The following is a 15,953-nucleotide window of genomic DNA, read 5'->3' as shown; positions in this document are numbered from 1 at the left end:
GATGTCTGACGAAACGCGAGATGCCGAGGACGACAAGCCGTTCACGCGTCACGACGCGCACGACGGCCTGCCGTCCGACGGCGTCCCGCTCGGGGACGAGGCATTCCCGGCTTTCGACGCCACCGCCGTTCCTCCGCGCCCCCCGCTGCCGGTGTCTCTGGATGGTTCGGCAGCGGGTCACGTCGCTCCATTGGACACGGCGGATCACAATGCGATCCGCGAGCAATGGCGTGCGGCGCGGGATGAGCTGGGCACCCATGTCTCCCACGCGCGCGACCAGCTCGACCAGGCGAACGAACGCATCAAAGAGCGCACGGGGCGGGATCTGATCCTCGCGATCCTGATCGGCCTCGCGTTCGGCGCTGCGCTGCTCGGATCGCTGCTGTTCCTGAAGGTGCTGTTCGTGCCGTTCGCTCTCGCGGCCGCACTGCTGGGTGTCTACGAGCTCTCCAGAGCACTGCGGAGCTCCGGCCGGCGGGTGGACGTGGTGCCGCAGCTGATCGCAGCCGCCTTCCTCGTGCTGTCCGCCTACTTCGCCGAGCCCTGGCTGTGCTGGGTCATGCTCTTCGTCTCGGTGGCTTTCGTCATCGTCTGGCGCCTCATCGCACAGATGGTCGAGAGGGACGGTCGTACTTACGGCGACGTGCTCGCCGACGCGGTGATCAGCGGCTTCGTCCAGGTGTACGTGCCCTTCCTCGCAGGTATCGCGCTCATCCTCCTCAAGCAGGAGGGTGGACAGTGGTGGGTGCTCGGGTTCATCGCGATCGCCGTCGCCGCCGATACGGGCGCCTACGCTGCGGGTCTGGCGTTCGGACGTCACCCCATGGCACCGAAGATCAGCCCGAAGAAGACCTGGGAGGGCTTCGGCGGTGCCGTCGTCGCCTCACTCGCGGTGGGGGTGGTGCTGGCGCTCTTCCTCCTGGAGCTGCCGTGGTGGTGCGGACTGATCTTCGGCGCGTCGATCCTCTTGTCCGCGACGCTCGGAGATCTCGGGGAGTCGATGCTCAAGCGCGACCTCGGCATCAAGGACATGAGCTCCTGGTTGCCGGGGCACGGAGGGCTGCTCGACCGTCTCGACAGCATCCTGCCCTCGACGATTCCCGCGCTCTGCCTGTACTTCCTCTTCTCTCCTTGGGTGGTTCTGTGATGAACGATGACCAGCTCGACGTGCAGACGACACAGGCACCGCCTGCGTTCGCGGTCACTTCCGGACGCGTGCGCGGGTATCACCGTGCGGCCGTGGACACCTTCCTCTCGTCGGCTCGCCGCGCGTTCGAGACGGGCGGTGATGAGCTCACCGCTGAGGATGTCCGCACCGCGTCGTTCCCCCTCGTGAAGGGCGGTTACGTCGTGGCCGACGTCGACGCGGCACTGGGCCGGGTCGAGGATGCCTTCGCGGCGCGCGAGCGCGATCGCGTGGTGCGAACGCAGGGCGCGGGCGCCTGGGTCGAACAGGCCAGAGCAGAGGCGCAGGTCATCCTCGACCATCTCGCCCGGCCGCGCCGACACCGCTTCGCTCGGACCGGAGTGCTCACCTTCGGCTACCGTCTCGACGAGGTCGACCATGTATCGACGCGCATCGTGCGGTACCTGCGCGACGGCGATCCGTTGACGGCGGAGCAGCTGCGCTCGGCGGCGTTCCGCATGCAGCGCGGCGGATATCGAGAAGAGCAGGTCGATGCGCTCCTGGACGCGACGATCGACGTGATTCTGGCCGTCCGCTGAGGTTCCTGATGGTCGATCCAGGCTCTGTTGCGTAGACTGTCCCTCATCGTGAACTCCCGAAACGACATGAATCTCGAAAGAAGCGACCTCTCGCCTGTGCCCGCGGCGAAGGGTGGTGCCGCGCGCGCGGGTGCTCGACGCCGGTCTCGCAGCCGAGGCGTCGTCAGTGTCGTCAGTGCCCTCGCGGTCGTCGGTTTCGCCGGCGCGTTGGTCGCACCGACCGGAGTGGCACTCGCTGCACCTGCACCCCAGGAGTCGCCGGACTCGGCATATTCACTCGCTCTCGCCGACACTCAGAACCTGACCGTCACGGCCGAGGGCGCTGCGATCGCGCCCGTCGTGCGCGGCAGTTTCGAGGTTTACGTCAAGCCGAAGCCCGCTCCGGAACCCACCGTCGCGGCTGCGCCTCGAGGGGGCTCGTCGGGTGGCTCCCTTCCGCCCTACACCGGCGGCGGAGCCCCCGCGGAATGGATGGCGGCAGCCGGTATCGCGGAGAGTGACCGACAGTATGTCGACTACATCGTCTCGCGGGAGAGCGGTTGGAACCCGAACGCGACGAACAAGTCGTCGGGCGCCTGCGGTCTCGTGCAAGCGCTGCCCTGCAGCAAGGTGCCGGGCAACGGGTACGACCCGGTCGACAACCTTCGTTGGGCGACCGGATATGCCACCGGACGCTACGGCAGCTGGTCGGGGGCCTACAACTTCTGGATCAACAACCACTGGTGGTGAGCAGGCACGATGCCCCGCTCCCGCAGACGCCCTTCGGCGCGCCCTGAGCCCGAAGACTCCTTCGATCGTCTTCTCGCCGGCTGGAAGCGCACCGAGACCCGGCGCGGCGGTGAGTGGACCGTACAGCCCGTGTCCGCCGCTCAGGCGCAGAAGGAGTACCTCTGCCCCGGATGCGGGCGGGGGATCGAGGCCGGCACGGCGCATCTGGTCACCTGGCGCGCCGATGGGGTGCTCGGTGACGCGGCCGACCTCGCCGCACGCCGGCATTGGCACACACACTGTTGGAGACTTGCATGAGCATCGAGATCCGGGGACCGCTGGAGCTGCCGGCGCGGCGCGAAGACATCGAGCTGAAGACCGCTGACGGTCTGACGCTGGTCGGAGAACTCTCCGAGCCTGAGCATGTACCGCCGGTGGCGACCCTCGTGACGCTGCACCCGCTACCGACGGCCGGTGGCTTCATGGACTCGCACATCATCCGCAAGGCCGCCGCTCGCCTCCCCGCGCTCGCGGACCTCGCCGTGCTGCGTTTCAACACACGGGGGACCACATCGCCCCGAGGCACGAGCGATGGCGCGTTCGATGGCGGGGCTGCCGAGCGGAACGACGTCGCGGCGGCCATGGACTTCGTCCGTGATCGCGCGCTTCCGCGTCCCTGGCTTCTGGGGTGGTCCTTCGGCACCGAACTCGCACTGAAGTACGGCCGGGAGCACGACATCGAGGGGATCATCCTCCTCTCGCCGCCCCTCCACCGCGCGACGCCGGAAGAGGTCGCCGCCTGGGCGGCGACCGGACTCCCGGTGATCGTCCTGGTGCCGGAGCTCGACGACTACCTGCGCCCGCCAGAGGCTCGGGAACGATTCGCAGCGATTCCGCACGCCACCCTGATTGCGGTGGATGGCGGGAAGCACCTCTGGGTGGGCGAGACGCAGACGCGGCGAGTGCTCACGGAGATCGTGGCGGCGGTGAATCCCTCAGCCCTGCCTCTCGCGACGCAGTGGCCGGTCGCCGAGTAGGCGTCTCCGACGGTGGGATCTATCGGCGCACTGAGACCGCGCTCGGCTGCGGTGCTGCCATGAGTGATGTCGATCTTCTTCACGTCGATGAGGACGGGTTCTTCTGCCTCGTCGCGCCCGATGAGTACCGTGGCTTCGTCGATGAGGATTGGCAGCTCGAGCAGCTCCTGACCCACTTCGTCGCGCAGATGCGCGAGGGCTCCCTGTTCATCGCCTACCCCGGCCCGGACGATGCGGATGAGGCCGTAGCGGTGGCAGACGATCGCGCTGACACCTCGGCGTTGCGTGAAGCGGTGAGCGCCGTCGATGTGGGAGCCGGAGGGCTGTGGCTCACGGACTACACGCAGCTGACGATGGCCGCTCAGTTCTACGACGAAGCGCCCACCGCCTCGGGTGCGATCCGGCTTCCCGTGCCAGAAGGCGTGCATCACGTCACCCTCAGGCACGTCGACGGCAGCCCACGATACGTCGTCACCATCAAGCCGGTTGCGGACGACGACTGCGAGCCGCTCAGCGCCGTTCCGTGGTTCTCTCTCGAGTGAGCCGGCCGAACGCCGTGCCCAGGCGGTGACGGCGTCGAGGACGCGCGGTAGCGGCGACGGCTCGGATCAGAGCTCGTTCATGCGGGGGATCAGCACCTGACGGTAGATGATCAGGATGCTCGCCGCCACGGGGATCGCGATGAGCGCCCCCAACAGACCCAGGAGGCTCCCTCCGGCGAGGGCGGCGACGACGACGACGGCTCCCGGCACCGAGACGGCTCGGCTCATGATGCGTGGCGAGATGATGTAGGCCTCGATCTGCATGTAGATCAGGTAGTAGATCGCCGCGGCGATGGCCGTGGCCGGAGATCCGAGCCCGGGGATCAAACAGACGAGCACGATGATCGTCGAACCCGTCAAGGTTCCGACGAGGGGGATGAGCGAGAAGAAGAACGCGATCACGGCGAGGACGGCCGGGAACGGTGCATCGATGATGGAGAGATAGATCGCACTGAGCACACCGTTGAGGACGCCCTGTGAGACCTGGCCCATGACGTAGTAGCCCACGGAGTCGGTGATCTGCTCGGACAGATCGATGAAGCGGTCGCGCTTGGACGCCGGGGCGAGCTGGTAGACGGCTCGCTTGAGGGAGGGCGTCGAGGCGGTCAGGTAGATCGTCAGGATGAGCACGATGAAGGCTCCGAACAGTCCGCCGAGCACGGCACCGCTGGCGACGAGCACGCCCTGGCCGATGGATCCGCCGATCTCCGCGAGGTTGCTCGTCAGCCAGTTGGTGACGTAGGTGAACACGTCATCGACGAGCAAGTTCGGGAAGGCGTCCTGTATCCATTCCTTGAGGTCCGGGATCAGGTTTCCTCGCTGCACGATCGCCGAGATCTGGGCGACCAACTGCGAGATCTGATCCACGAGCACCGGCAGCACGATGAGCACGATCCCCGCGAAGACACCGAGTACCGCCAGGATCGTCGCGAGGACGGCCGCCCAGCGCGGAAGCCGTCGACGCTCGAGGAACGATACGAGGGGATCGAGGCCCAGACTCAGGAACAGCGCCGTGCCGAGGTACAGCAGCACGGTGGACAGATTCTCCACACTGTTGATCAGCAGGATGCCCAACCCCACGCCGAGCGTCGCCACCAGGGCGGTGCGGAAGGGATTGTGGATCTTCATGTGCAGACTCCTCGTGACGGCTGCAGCAAGATTATCCAGCCGTCCGGCCCGGGCACCGACGACGTGCCGATCCAGCGGGCACTGCACCTGCTCGTGGGCAACACACAGCTGACTTCGCTAGTCTGAAATGTCGAGTGTTGCGTCGCCGGCAGGTGCCGGTGATGCGTGAGGAGACTATTCGTGCGTTTCGTATGGGCCGTGGTGGCCTTCGTGCTGGCTGCGGTGCTGATCGGTGCGGGAATAGCCCAGCGCACCATCTTCATGGGACCTGACACTCAGAAGACCCAGGTCGAGATCAGCGAACCGGCGCCTTTCGTGCTCATCGACGGCGATGTCCTCCGCGCGAATCCCGGAGCGCAGACCCTGATCGTTCGCGGACAGGGCGAGATCTTCGGGAGCTACGGTCGGACCGCCGACATGACCGCCTGGCTCGCCGACTCCGACTACAACCAGGTCACCCTGAAGAAGAGCGGCGATCTGGCCGTCGAGCACGTCGAAGCTCAGGCCGAGGCGACCGATGACGGCGCAACCGACGCTCCGGACGAGGGCGCGACCGAAGCTCCCACCGACGGTGCGACCGACGCTCCGGTCGAGGGCGACGAGGGCTCCGCAGGGCGCGATCCGCGGGGATCCGACCTCTGGCTGGATTCCTTCGACGAAGACAACCGTCTCGTCGCCGACAACATGCAGCTGCCCGAGGGCACGAGCCTGCTGATCGCCTATGACGGCACTGCTGATGCGCCGGATGACATCGTGGTGTCCTGGCCGCTCGACAACTCGACGCCGTGGGCCGGGCCTCTCATGGTCGCCGGCGGCATCGTGCTGTTGCTCGGCCTCATCCTCTACGTGCTCGCGATCCGTCACCAGCGCCGCGGGCGCGGACCCCGACGGAAGGGCCCCGGCCCGCTGCCCGCGACCGAGCCGATCGACGTCGCCGTGCTTCCTCCGTCGGAGCGTGCGGCCATCGAGGAGTCTGGATCTACCGTCAGCGCGTCTGCGCCCGAGACCGCCGCCCCGGCAGACGGAGATGTCGAAGAAGCGGAGATCGTGGACGAGAACAAGGATCCCGAAGCGAAGAGCTCCATGCGCGCGGCGCCGGCGCCTCGGCGACGACGCATGCTGGCACTCCCGGTTCTCGGGCTCACGGCCATCCTCGCCGCGGGGTGCTCGTCGGATTCCTGGCCCCAGCTGGGGGAGGCCTCGCCCACCCCGTCACCCAGCCCGACGGTGATCGCGCCGGAGAACCAGAAGCCCCCCGCTGTCACGGAGGCGCAGGCCAAACGCATCCTGAAGTCGCTCGCCGCGACCGTGAGCGAAGCCGATGCGGCGCTCGACCTCGACCTTCTTTCCACGCGCTTCGAAGGACCGGCCCTCGCCGCACGGACCACCGAGTACGCGCTGCGGGCGAAGCTCCCGGACACGACGCCTCCCGCGGCGATCCCGACCGATGACGTCGAGGTGGTGCTCCCGGAGTCGACCGACCAGTGGCCGCGCACCGTGCTCATGCTGTCGAAGACCGGCGATGACACGGTGCCTCCCGTCGTGCTGACGATGACGCAGGCTGACCCCTGGTCGAACTACAAGGTCTCGAACATGGCCGAGATGTCGGCTGACGCTGTCTTCCCCGAGGTCGCCGCCGCCTGGCTCGGAACGTCTCTCGTCCCCGCCGACTCCGCGTTCCTCACCATCGCGCCCGCCGACCTCGCCGCGACCTTCGCCGACGTCGTGGATCAGGGGGAGCAGAGCGAGTCGTACGACATGTTCGACGACCTGGCGCTCAGCTATGCGAAGTCGATCACCGACAGCCGTCAGGCCGTGATCCAGGCGCTCGTGGACAAGGGGGCAGCCGAGACGTCGAAGGCCGCGTTCGACATGGCCTCGACGACCGACGCTCCGCTTTCCATGACGACTCTCGACAGCGGCGCGATCGTCGCCGTCACGCTCACCGACACCGAGTCCGTGACTCCCACGGGCGAGGGTGTCTCCATCCGGTTCGGTGACAGCAACGCCCAGGCCAAGGCGCTCACCGACGCGACCGAGTCCGCGAAGGGCGTCGAGACGACATACGAGTTCCAGCTGTTCTTCTCGGTCCCCGCCAAGGGATCGACGGAGCAGATCCGCCTCCTGGCAGCACACCAGGACCTCCTGTCCGTGAAGGTGATCAAATGAGTGAGATCTCTCCCGCCGCACTCCGCGGCGCCGTCGACCTGTCGAGCCTGCGCAACCGACCCACACCGCCTGCCGATGGCGCGCCGACTCCCGGGGTGGTCGATCTCGTCGTGGACGCCACCGATGAGACCTTCGGACAGATTCTCGAGCTCTCGCGAACCGTTCCCGTGGTCGTCGACCTGTGGGCGGAGTGGTGCGGTCCCTGCAAGCAGCTGAGCCCGATCATCGAGAAGGTGACGCGCGAGCTCGGCGGGCGCGTGTTGCTCGCCAAGGTCGATGTGGATGCGAACCCGCAGCTCGCGCAGAGCTTCCGTGCGCAGTCCATCCCGATGGTCGTGGCCCTCATCGCTGGTCAGCCGGTGCCGATGTTCACCGGTGCCGTGCCGGAGCAGCAGGTGCGCGATGTGTTCGCGCAGTTGCTTCAGGTGGCGGCGCAGAACGGTGTGACCGGAACACTCTCGGTCGCAGAGGCCGGCGCGGAGCCCGCGCCTGCTGCGGAGCCGGAGCTTCCTCCGCTGCACGCGGAGGCCTTTGCAGCGATCGAGGTCGGTGACTACGCGGCGGCCATCAAGGCGTACGAGAAGGCCCTTGCGGAGAACCCTCGCGACGAGGATGCGCTCGCGGGTCTCGGACAGGTGCGTCTTCTCGATCGCGTGCAGGGACTCGACCTGCAAGCGGCACGGGCCGCGGCCGCCGAAGGTCCTCTCGATGTCCAGGCGCAGTTCAACGTGGCCGACCTCGACCTCGCCGGCGGGCACGTCGATGACGCTTTCGGTCGTCTGCTCGACCTGTTCGCGCAGCTCCCGTCCGACCAGCGCGCACCCGTGCGGGAGCGTCTGGTGGAGCTCTTCGGGCTCATCGGCGCGGAGGATCCGCGGGTGGTGTCGGCGCGCAACCGTCTCTCGTCCCTGCTGTTCTAGAACAGCAGGGCGGCAGGCGCAGACGCGCGATCAGCCGTGGTTCACGGTCGGCACGTGGGCGTCCGACTGGTGACGCAGCCAGAGTGTCGACAGCGCGGGCAGCGTCAGAGTGGCCACAGGTGCGGCGCCGTCTGACGGCTTCGCGTAGACGAGTCCGAGGTTGCCGGATCCGCGTCCGCCGTAGTCGGCGGCGTCCGTGTTGAGCACCTCCTGCCACACGCCCTCCCGCGGAAGCGCGAGCTGGTACCCGGTGCGCTCCACTCCGGCGAAGTTGCTGATGACAACCAGACGCCCGCCGTGCGCGTCACGTCGTTCGAAGGCGATCACCGTCGGGTCCCAGGTCGGTGCGCCGAGACGGCTGAACGACGACGCGTCGTTGTCGCGCTCCCACAGAGGAGCCTGAGCCCGGTAGGTGTGGTTCATCACGCCCACGAAATCCTGCAGCTGGGCATGGGAGGGCTGATCGAGGAGCCACCAGTCCAGCTGCCGTCCCTCCGACCATTCGGCGAGCTGGCCGAACTCCTGCCCCATGAAGAGCAGCTTCTTGCCCGGATGCCCCCACATGTAGGCCAGGTACGCACGCACGTTCGCCAGCTTGTGCCAGTGGTCGCCGGGCATCTTCGCGAGCAGACTGCCCTTCCCGTGGACGACCTCGTCGTGACTGATCGGTAGCAGATAGTTCTCGCCGAACGCGTACACGAAGGAGAACGTCATCTCGCCCTCGTGGTGGCCCCGGTACATCGGGTCACGCGAGATGTACTGCAGCGAGTCGTTCATCCAGCCCATGTTCCACTTGAAGCCGAAGCCCAGACCGGCATGATCGGTCGGCGCGGTGACTCCGGGGAAGCTGGTGGACTCCTCGGCGATCATCAGGATCCCGGGGTGCAACCGGTACGCGGTGGCGTTGACCTCCTGCAGGAAGCGGATCGCCTCGAGGTTCTCGCGTCCGCCGTGGATGTTCGGCTCCCATTCGCCGGGCTCGCGGGAGTAGTCGAGGTACAGCATCGAGGCGACGGCGTCGACGCGGAGACCGTCGACGTGGAACTCCTTGAGCCAGTACAAAGCGTTGGCGACCAGAAACCCCCGGACCTCGGGGCGGCCGTAGTCGAAGATGAGCGTTCCCCAGTCCTGGTGCTCGCCGCGGCGAGGATCCGGGTGCTCGTAGAGCGGCTGGCCGTCGAAGCGTGCGAGAGCGAAGGCGTCTTTGGGGAAGTGGCCGGGGACCCAGTCCATGATCACGCCGATACCCGCCTGGTGCAGCCGGTCGATCAGGTAGCGCAGGTCATCCGGGCTGCCGAAGCGACTCGTGGGTGCGTAGTATCCGCTGACCTGATATCCCCACGACCCACCGAACGGATGCTCCGCCAGCGGCATGAACTCGACATGGGTGAAGCCCGCATCGGTCACGTGCTGGATCAGGGGATCCGCGATCTCGCGATAGCCGAGCCCTTCGCGCCACGAGCCGACATGGATCTCGTAGATCGACAGCGGCTGGGCGACCGCGTGGGTGGCTGCCCTTCGCGTCATCCACGCCCCGTCCGACCAGGTGTGAGCGGAGGTCGCGACGATCGATGCCGTGGCGGGCGGCACTTCAGCGGCCAGTGCCATCGGGTCTGCCTTGAGGATCCACGCGCCGTCGCGGGTGCGGATCTGATACTTGTACCTGGTGCCGATCGGGAGTCCAGGGATGAAGATCTCCCAGACCCCGCTGACGCCCATCGAGCGCATCGCGTGGGCCTCGCCGTTCCAGTCGTTGTGGTCACCCACCACGCGCACGGCAGTGGCGTTGGGGGCCCAGACGGAGAACGAGACGCCGATCTCCCCGTCGGACGTGCGCACATGCGCCCCCAGCGCCTCCCAGAGGCGCTCGTGACGTCCTTCGGCGATGAGGTGCAGGTCGAGGTCGCCGAGGGTCGGCGGGTGGCGGTACGGGTCCCCGGACAACGTCTCGTCGTGGTCTGAGTACCGGGTCGCGATCCGATAGGGGAGCGGAGGGCCGCTGTGCTGTCCCTCCCAGATGCCGTGCGCGACGTGGGTGAGCGCCAGTCGGCTGCCGTCGCCGAAGACGGCTGCGACCTCGGAGGCGAGAGGCCGTCGCACGCGGATGGCGGTGACGGTGCGATCCGCGGCATCCTTGTGCGCGTGGGCGCCGAGCACGGAATGCGGATCATGGTGGGTGGCTGAGGAGATCGCCTCCCATTCGGTGGATGCGGCGACGTCTTCCGTGTAGCTCATGATCGGTCCCTCACCTTCAGGATGTGCACCGGCTCGGCGAAGGCGTCGAGCCGCACGTAGTTGTGGTCGCTCCAGGTCCAGACGGCACCCGTGAGGAGATCCTCCACCTCGAAGGGCTCACCCAGCGGGACGCCCCACTGCGTCGTGTCGAGATGCACGGTCGTCTCACGCACCGAGTGCGGGTCGACGTTGGCGACGACGATGATCGTGTCCGCGCGTCCGGTGCCCGTGAACGGCGCCGCCAGGTGCTTGCTGTAGACGAGGACGGCGTCGTCGTCGCTCCAGTGCGTGCGGAAGTTCCGCAGCTGCTGCAACGCGGGGTGCGCCGTGCGGATCTCATTCAGTCGCCGCAGCAGGGGAGCGAGGGACTCACCGCGGGCTTCGGCCCCCGCCCAGTCGCGGAACTTGTATTCGTACTTCTCGTTGTCGATGTTCTCTTCGGATCCGGGCCTTGCGACGTTCTCGAACAGCTCGTATCCGGCATACACGCCGTACACGGGGCCCGCCGTCGCGGCGATGCAGGCGCGGATGCGATAGGCGGCCCTGCCTCCGAACTGCAGGTACTCGGTGAGGATGTCATGCGTGTTCACGAAGAGGTTCGGCCGCATGTAGTCAGAGGTCTCGTGGGACACCGAGGTGAGGAACTCCTCGAGCTCGGCCTTGGTGTTGCGCCAGGTGAAGTAGCTGTAGCTCTGCTGGAAGCCCACGGCGGCGAGCGCGCGCATGACTGCCGGCCGGGTGAACGCCTCGGCGAGGAAGATCACGTCGGGGTCGACCGCATTCACCTCCGCGATGAGCCACTCCCAGAACTGCAACGGCTTGGTGTGCGGGTTGTCCACGCGGAAGATCTTCACGCCCTGCGCCACCCAGTGCTGCACGACCCGCAGCATCTCGGCATAGATGCCTGCGGGATCGTTGTCGAAGTTCAGCGGGTAGATGTCCTGGTACTTCTTCGGCGGGTTCTCTGCGTACGCGATCGTCCCGTCGGGGAGAGTCGTGAACCACTCCGGGTGTTCCCTCACCCAGGGGTGGTCGGGGGAGGCCTGGAGAGCGAGATCGAGAGCGATCTCGAGTCCCTCTCTCCGCGCGGCGCGTACGAAGGCGCGGAAGTCCTGGGCTGTGCCCAACTCGGGGTGGATGGCGTCGTGACCGCCGTCTGCGGCGCCGATCGCGTAGGGGGAGCCCGGATCGCCGGGCTCGGTGGTGAGCGTGTTGTTGCGTCCCTTGCGGTTGGTGCTCCCGATCGGATGGATCGGCACCAGGTACACCACATCGAATCCCATGGCTGCGACCTCGGGCAACCTTCTCGCGGCCGTGCGGAAGGTGCCGCTCTTCACGGAGCCGTCCTTCAGGCGCTTCGCACCTTCGGACCGGGGGAAGAACTCGTACCAGGCGCCGACACCGGCCGCGCGCCGGTCGGCGTTCAGGCTCTGGGTGCGTCCGGCGGAGCGCAGAGTCCTGAGGGGGCGGTCCCGGAAGATCTGGGCGAGTCCAGCGTCCGTCGACACGGCAATGGTGGTCGCGGGGTCGCCGCCGCGCAACGAGGCGGCCTCGGCGAGCAGTCGCTTGCGCTGTGCCGCGGGCCGGTCCTTCTCCGTGGCGGCACGGGTGAGCAGGTCGGCACCGAGCGCGGCCATCACCGCCACATCGACACCGGCCGCCACCTTCAGCTCTGCCGCATGTGCCCAGGTCGCGAAGTCGTCGGAGAACGCCTCGAACCGGAAGAGCCACGCCCCCTGCTCGTCGAGGGCGATCTCTGTGGTCCAGGTGTCCGTGCCGTCGTCGCGGGGGGAGAGCCGGTGCAGGCTCTCTTCGCCGGATGGCGACGTGAGCCGGAGGTGCACGCCGATCCTGTCGTGGCCCTCACGGAACGCGACCACGCTGAACGGGACGACCTCCCCGACGAAGGCCTTCGGCGCGAATCCGCCCGGTACGGCCGGGGAAGGATCGAGCAGAGGGATGCGGGTCGTCCGCAGCGCACCGGGGGCATCCGCTTCGCCCAGGGCGCGCGCCGGGATCTGAGCGGGGCTCCGAAGAGCCGAGGACCGAGTACCAGCACGTGCAGCCACCTCCCGAATGTACCGCGCGGACGTGGTCGCGGGTAGCGCGCCGCGTGGTGCGTCGGGAGCAGGGGTCATTCGACGCGGAACAGCCTCATCGAAGTTCCGGAGACCGGCAGGACATCACCCGGCGCGAAGGCCTCTTCCTCGTCGGACGGGCGCTCGTGGGCGCTCGACCACAGCGACACGAAACGGGTCGCGCCTTCGATCTCTTCGGGGAGACGCACATCGATCGGCGATTCGGTGCCGTGGACGATGAGCAGGATGCGGTTGTAGGCCTCGGTGTCGGGTGTGGAGGCGGCGACGTACTGCAGTGTCCGGTTCCCGGGGTCGGCCCACTTGTCCTGCTCCATCGTCTCGCCGTTCTGGTCGTACCAGTCCATCACCGAAGCGTTGGGGATGTGCTCGCCGAGTCGGGCGTAGCGGCTGGGGCGCAGCGCAGGGTTCTCCTGGCGGAGGCGGATCAGCCGGGAGACATGGGCGCGCAGATCCTCCTGCCAGGGCTCGAAATCCCAGCCGAGCCAGGTCAGCGCAGAGTCCTGTGCATAGGCGTTGTTGTTGCCGCGCTGGGTGCGTCCGACCTCGTCGCCGGCGGTGAGCATGGGGATGCCGGCCGAGAGCAGGAGGGTGCCGAGCAGATTGCGCATGGCCTTGCGGCGCGCGGCGAGGATCGTCGGGTCGTCGGTCGGCCCTTCGATGCCATGGTTGAACGCACGGTTCATGTCGGCGCCGTCGCGGTTCTGCTCGCCGTTCGCCTCGTTGTGCTTGACGTCGTAGGAAACGAGGTCGTGGAGCGTGAAGCCGTCGTGGGCGGTGACGAAGTTCACGCTGGCGAGCGGACCACGATCCTCGCTGAACGTGTTCGAGGATCCGGCCAGACGCGTGGCGAAACCACCGATGCCGACCGGGGCCGAGGCGCGACGCGCATAGTCGATGTCGCTCAGCCAGAAGTTGCGCACCCTGTCCCGATAGCGGTCGTTCCACTCATGCCAGCCCGCCGGGAAGTTGCCCGTCTGCCAGCCGCCGAGGCCGACGTCCCACGGTTCGGCGATGAGCTTCGTGTCGGCGAGGATCGGGTCGGAGGCGATGGCGGTGAGCAGCGGATGCTCCGGCGTGTAGGTGTGGGCGCCGTCGCGGGCGATGGCCGTGGCGAGGTCGAAGCGGAACCCGTCGATCTGCATCTCCTGCGCCCAGTAACGCAGAGAATCCAGCACGAGTCTGGCCCCGGCGTCGGTGGCCGTGTTGAGGGTGTTGCCGCATCCGGTGGTGTCGATGTAGACGCCGGACTCGTCCTGGCGGTAGTAGTTGGCGTTGTCGATGCCGCGCAGGCTCGACCGAGGTCCGCCGATGCCCTCCTCGGAGGTGTGGTTGTAGACGACGTCGAGGATCACTTCGAGGCCGGCCTCATGCAGGAGGCGCACCATGCCCTTGAATTCGGCGAGGACCGCTTCGGGGCCCTCCTTGCGGGCCTCTTCGGTCGCGTACGCGGTGTGCGGCGTGAAGAAGTTGAGCGTGTTGTAGCCCCAGTAGTTGGTGAGACCGCGCTCGAGGAGGCGAGGCTCCGGCACGAAGGCATGTACCGGGAGCAGCTCGATCGATGTGATCCCGAGGGAGCGGAAGTGCTCGATCATCGCCGGGTGTGCGAGACCGGCGTAGGTGCCGTGCAGAGCAGGCGGAACATCGGGGTGGCGTTTGGTGAGTCCCTTGAGGTGGCCTTCGTAGATCACCGTGCGATCCAGCGGGACACGGGGCTTGTGCGAGTCGCCCCAGTCGAACCCGTCGACGATGACCACCGAGCGCCACTCCTCGTAACCGTCGCCCTGTGCGAGGCCGCGGGCGTACGGGTCCAGCAGCAGCGTCTCCGGGTTGAAGGTGTTCCCCGGGCCGTGCGGGCCGCCGACGCGGATCGCGTAGCGGACTCCCGGCTGGAGGAGCTCGGTGGTGACCTCCCAGATGCCTCCGGCGAGGCGTTCGAGAGGTACTTCGTCGGTCGCCCAGTCGAGGTCGGTGGCGTCGAAGACGACCAGTTCGATCGATGAGGCGTTCTGCGACCAGACACGGAGTGTCCCGACGCCGTCGTGCAGACGAACGCCGAGGTTGTCGAGGGCAGATCCGCCGGGCATGGCGAGGTCTCGGGACGCGGGCATGAGTACACACTAGGCGCGATGTGCCGCAGTCTCGCGCCAGGGCGTACCCGGTTCCAGGAGGGAGCGCCCTCTCACAGCGGTTTCGCGAGAGAATCGAGGGATGCGGCACTATCTCGACCACGCGGCGACCACGCCCCTGCGCCCCGAGGCGCGAGAGGCCTGGCTGGCGGCGTCGGAGACGGTCGGCAACGCCTCCTCGACGCACGGTGCCGGGCAGGACGCCCGTCGTCTGCTGGAGGAGTCGCGGGAGCGTGTCGCCGCGGTGGTCGACGCCGACCCGATCGAGATCGTGTTCACCTCGGGTGGCACCGAGTCCATCAACCTCGCGCTGCAGGGACTCTGGCATGCCCGTCCTCCGGGATCATCGGCCATCGTGCTGCCCGACGGCGAGCATCACGCGACGATGGACACGGTCGCGGCGCTCGTGGATGAAGGGGCTGAGCTGCGACGGGTGCTCGTCACCGCCGAGGCACGGATCGATCCCGGGAAGTTCGCCGCACTGCTGCCAGGCGCCGCGCTCGCGACCGCCCTCGCAGCCAACAACGAGGCCGGGACGATCAACGATGCCCGTGCCCTCGCAGCGGCTGCAGCGGTGTCGCACGTCCCCCTCCATCTCGATGCCGTCGCCGCGCTCGGGCACGTGCCGCTGTCGTTCCGCTCCCTGCGCGGCGAGGCCGCAGACGGCGTCGGACTCGTCGCGATGAGTCTCGCCGGGCACAAGATCGGCGCCCCTGTCGGCGTCGGAGCGCTCGTCACGGCCCGCTCCGCCCGCGTCACCGCGCTGCTTCGTGGCGGCGCGCAGCAGCGCGGTCTCCGCGCGGGTACGCAGGACATAGCCGGAGCGGCCGCGTTCGCCGTCGCTCTCGAGCTCGCCGAGAACGAACGCGAGGGCGAGGCTGCCCGACTGCGCCTGCTGCGCGACCGTCTCGTCAGCGGGATCCGCGGGGTTGTGCCCGCCGCAGAGCTCCTCGGAGATCCCGTCGGGCGCCTCCCCGGCAACGCACACCTGCTGTTCCCCGGCGCTGTGGGGGAGAGCCTCCTGTTCCTCCTCGATGTCGCCGGGGTGGCCGCATCGACGGGTTCCGCGTGTCAGGCGGGAGTCGCCGAACCCTCCCATGTCGTCATCGCCATGGGGCGCAGCGAGCGAGACGCCAGGAGCGTTCTGCGGTTCTCCCTCGGGCGCACCTCGACGGACGCCGACGTCGACGCGGTGCTGGGCGCGATCGCGGAGGCATACGCACGCGCATCCGGCGCCGGCACAGCCGCGCGCTCGTAGACTGGT

Annotated in this window: 13 protein-coding genes; 9 read left to right on the top strand and 4 right to left on the bottom strand. The window is 67.9% G+C overall.

Features of this window, described 5'->3' with window-relative positions:
• Position 1 precedes the first annotated feature (1 nt).
• The 6 genes from D514_RS33265 to D514_RS33245 all read left to right on the top strand — a co-directional run bounded on the left by D514_RS33265 (position 2) and on the right by D514_RS33245 (position 4,012).
• On the top strand, positions 2-1,147 hold the full coding sequence (locus tag D514_RS33265; protein ID WP_017830709.1) for a phosphatidate cytidylyltransferase: 1,146 nt from the start codon (positions 2-4) through the stop codon (positions 1,145-1,147).
• A complete protein-coding gene (locus D514_RS33260; RefSeq protein WP_017830708.1) occupies positions 1,147-1,725 on the top strand; it encodes a DivIVA domain-containing protein in 579 nt (192 codons plus the stop codon). Before D514_RS33265 ends, D514_RS33260 begins: the two co-directional genes overlap by 1 nt.
• A gap of 66 nt (positions 1,726-1,791) precedes the next feature.
• Positions 1,792-2,454: a transglycosylase SLT domain-containing protein gene (locus D514_RS33255; RefSeq protein WP_144053053.1), complete on the top strand. Its 663-nt coding sequence runs from the start codon at positions 1,792-1,794 to the stop codon at positions 2,452-2,454.
• A gap of 9 nt (positions 2,455-2,463) precedes the next feature.
• Positions 2,464-2,751 (top strand): hypothetical protein, encoded by a 288-nt coding sequence (locus D514_RS38525; RefSeq protein WP_081603926.1) that lies wholly within the window; start codon positions 2,464-2,466, stop codon positions 2,749-2,751.
• The gene (locus tag D514_RS33250) at positions 2,748-3,470 is read left to right on the top strand and encodes an alpha/beta hydrolase (protein ID WP_017830706.1); all 723 of its coding nucleotides are present in this window, start codon (positions 2,748-2,750) and stop codon (positions 3,468-3,470) included. The genes D514_RS38525 and D514_RS33250 overlap by 4 nt, the downstream gene beginning before the upstream one ends.
• 59 nt (positions 3,471-3,529) lie before the next feature.
• The gene (locus D514_RS33245) at positions 3,530-4,012 is read left to right on the top strand and encodes a hypothetical protein (protein ID WP_017830705.1); all 483 of its coding nucleotides are present in this window, start codon (positions 3,530-3,532) and stop codon (positions 4,010-4,012) included.
• A gap of 66 nt (positions 4,013-4,078) precedes the next feature.
• On the opposite strand, the gene D514_RS33240 is transcribed toward D514_RS33245, so the two are convergent.
• Complete coding sequence (locus tag D514_RS33240) at positions 4,079-5,140, bottom strand: AI-2E family transporter (RefSeq protein ID WP_017830704.1); 1,062 nt, start codon at positions 5,138-5,140, stop codon at positions 4,079-4,081.
• 180 nt (positions 5,141-5,320) lie between these two features.
• Between D514_RS33240 and D514_RS33235 the strand changes: the two genes are divergently transcribed.
• Both D514_RS33235 and D514_RS33230 read left to right on the top strand, forming a co-directional pair.
• The gene (locus D514_RS33235) at positions 5,321-7,309 is read left to right on the top strand and encodes a hypothetical protein (RefSeq protein WP_017830702.1); all 1,989 of its coding nucleotides are present in this window, start codon (positions 5,321-5,323) and stop codon (positions 7,307-7,309) included.
• Positions 7,306-8,229 (top strand): tetratricopeptide repeat protein, encoded by a 924-nt coding sequence (locus tag D514_RS33230; protein ID WP_017830701.1) that lies wholly within the window; start codon positions 7,306-7,308, stop codon positions 8,227-8,229. The genes D514_RS33235 and D514_RS33230 overlap by 4 nt, the downstream gene beginning before the upstream one ends.
• A 30-nt stretch (positions 8,230-8,259) precedes the next feature.
• Here the strand turns inward: D514_RS33230 and glgB are convergent, their stop codons facing one another.
• From glgB to glgX, 3 genes are all read right to left on the bottom strand, one after another.
• The gene (glgB, locus tag D514_RS33225) at positions 8,260-10,464 is read right to left on the bottom strand and encodes a 1,4-alpha-glucan branching protein GlgB (protein ID WP_017830700.1); all 2,205 of its coding nucleotides are present in this window, start codon (positions 10,462-10,464) and stop codon (positions 8,260-8,262) included.
• On the bottom strand, positions 10,461-12,419 hold the full coding sequence (locus D514_RS33220) for an alpha-1,4-glucan--maltose-1-phosphate maltosyltransferase (RefSeq protein ID WP_036323702.1): 1,959 nt from the start codon (positions 12,417-12,419) through the stop codon (positions 10,461-10,463). The genes glgB and D514_RS33220 overlap by 4 nt, the downstream gene beginning before the upstream one ends.
• Before the next feature lie 179 nt (positions 12,420-12,598).
• Positions 12,599-14,671 carry a glycogen debranching protein GlgX gene (glgX, locus tag D514_RS33215; RefSeq protein ID WP_017830698.1) on the bottom strand — a complete coding sequence of 691 codons (2,073 nt, stop codon included), beginning with the start codon at positions 14,669-14,671 and terminating at the stop codon, positions 12,599-12,601.
• A gap of 100 nt (positions 14,672-14,771) precedes the next feature.
• Here glgX and D514_RS33210 point away from each other — a divergent pair, with 100 nt between their 5' ends.
• Positions 14,772-15,947 carry a cysteine desulfurase family protein gene (locus D514_RS33210; protein WP_017830697.1) on the top strand — a complete coding sequence of 392 codons (1,176 nt, stop codon included), beginning with the start codon at positions 14,772-14,774 and terminating at the stop codon, positions 15,945-15,947.
• Positions 15,948-15,953: the final 6 nt, after the last annotated feature.

This window comes from Microbacterium sp. UCD-TDU (assembly GCF_000340625.1).
Classification (GTDB): Bacteria; Actinomycetota; Actinomycetes; order Actinomycetales; family Microbacteriaceae; genus Microbacterium; species Microbacterium maritypicum.
Note: the sequence above shows the minus strand (reverse complement) of the source record. Positions and strands in the feature narration are given on the sequence as shown.